The 1,555-nt window shown below is 68.1% G+C and carries 1 protein-coding gene; it reads right to left on the bottom strand.

Features of this window, described 5'->3' with window-relative positions; all coding sequences use genetic code 11:
- Positions 1 to 313: 313 nt before the first annotated feature.
- Positions 314 to 1,420 (bottom strand): IS110 family transposase, encoded by a 1,107-nt coding sequence (locus ACIPVK_RS21725; RefSeq protein WP_407614060.1) that lies wholly within the window; start codon positions 1,418 to 1,420, stop codon positions 314 to 316.
- Positions 1,421 to 1,555 lie beyond the last annotated feature (135 nt).

Genomic DNA, 1,555 nt, shown 5'->3' with positions numbered 1-1,555 from the left:
CCAGGTCGTGCTGCGCGACTGATATGTAAGAAGGTTTGTCAAGTGACAGAGGTGGGCGGCTCCCGGAACATTGGCTTCCGGGAGCCGCCTTTCCCATGCCCCGGCGGTGGCGTCGGGCCCGGTTCGGCAGGTCATGGTCGACGGCATGGTCAGACTGACAAACGCGGGTTGGGTACCGCATGACAAGGAATTCGAGTGGAGCGTGACGTTGTCTAGAGTCGGGCGTCGGCTGGGGCCTGCCCATAGTCGCGTCTCGTGTTGGCTCCGCATGTTGCCTCGTCCGGGTGCGCGTGCCGGGGCACGTCTCGGGGGTTCAGTGTCCGGCCATGGGGCGGCCTTCCTGCAGGGGCGCGGCCAGGGACCAGCACCAGCCGGCAAGCTCCCGGGCGATCGCGGTCCTGGCCTTGGCCGGCATCTTGTGGCGTTCCTCCAGGGCCGCGGCGCGGGCGTGCAGCCGCTGGTTGCCTTGCCGGGCGCGGGCCGCGGTGGCCGGGGAAACCAGCTCGAGCTGGCGCAGCTCCAGGATCCCGGGCCTGCGGTACGGGCGCTTGTGCACGGTGGCGGCCTCGATGAGCAGGAGGCGGGCGTAGGCGTTGCCGGCCTTGGTGATGCGCCCCTGGGTGCGGGTCTCGCCCGAGGAATGCTCCGAGGGAACCAGCCCCAGGTAGGAGCCGATGGTGGAACCGGTGAAGCGGGTCCAGTCGCCGATCTCGGTGGCCAGCCCGAAGGCGCCCACGGTGCTGAGGCCGCGCAGGCAGGCCAGGGCATTGATGACCTCGGTGTAGCGGCAGTCCGCGGCCACGCGGGCCACCTCCTTGTCGATCCGCTTCAGCCGCACGGCCATGGACTCCTCCTGCGCCAGGGATTCCTGGAAGGCGAACTCGAGCGCCGGGTCTTCGAAGTGCTGCTGGTGCAGCCACCTCAGGTGCTCCCGGGTCCAGCGCGAGCCGCCGGGAAACAGGACGCCGTGGCGCAGCAGCATCGCGTTGACCCGCTGCTTGGCATGGGCGTTGTCGACCGAGGCAACGTGCCGGGCCCGGGAAAGGTCCCGCAGGGCCTCCTGCCCGGGGTCCGGGATCGTGACCTCGGTGACCTCGCCCAGCGCCAGCATGGTCGCCAGGATTTTGGCGTCCCGCCGGTCGGTCTTGATTCTGTCACCGGGGGCCCGCAGCAGTTTCGACGGGGCGGCAATGACGCAGTCGATGCCGGCGGCCCGGAAGTGCCGGGCCAGCCCGAAGCCGGTGGGTCCGGCCTCGTAGACGACCCGGACCCCGGGGGTGAACCCCTGCACCCACTCCGAGACGCCCAACAGGTCGTCCTCGAACCGTGTACGGGTCAATTCGCCGGTGTCGATGTTCAGTGCGCATCCGACGATGCTTCGGGCATGGACATCGAGCCCGATATAGGTACGCTCGGACATAGCCGGGACCTCCAACCTTCAATGTGGCACTACCATTCCACAGCGGTTTGGCTGCAAGGCCAAGACCCGACCGAAAAGGCAAACCACGAAGGCTTGAAGCGGAGGTTCCGGCCTCACTTACATATTGTCTAGTCG

The organism is Paeniglutamicibacter sp. MACA_103, from assembly GCF_045798555.1.
Classification (GTDB): domain Bacteria; phylum Actinomycetota; class Actinomycetes; order Actinomycetales; family Micrococcaceae; genus Paeniglutamicibacter.
The sequence above is the reverse complement of the archived record's forward strand: the minus strand, read 5'-3'. Positions and strand labels throughout refer to the sequence as shown.

Bases quoted from the DNA above. Each gene is read 5' to 3' on its own strand.
- ACIPVK_RS21725 (WP_407614060.1), bottom strand. From the start codon at position 1,420: ATGTCCGAGCGTACCTATATCGGGCTCGATGTCCATGCCCGAAGCATC.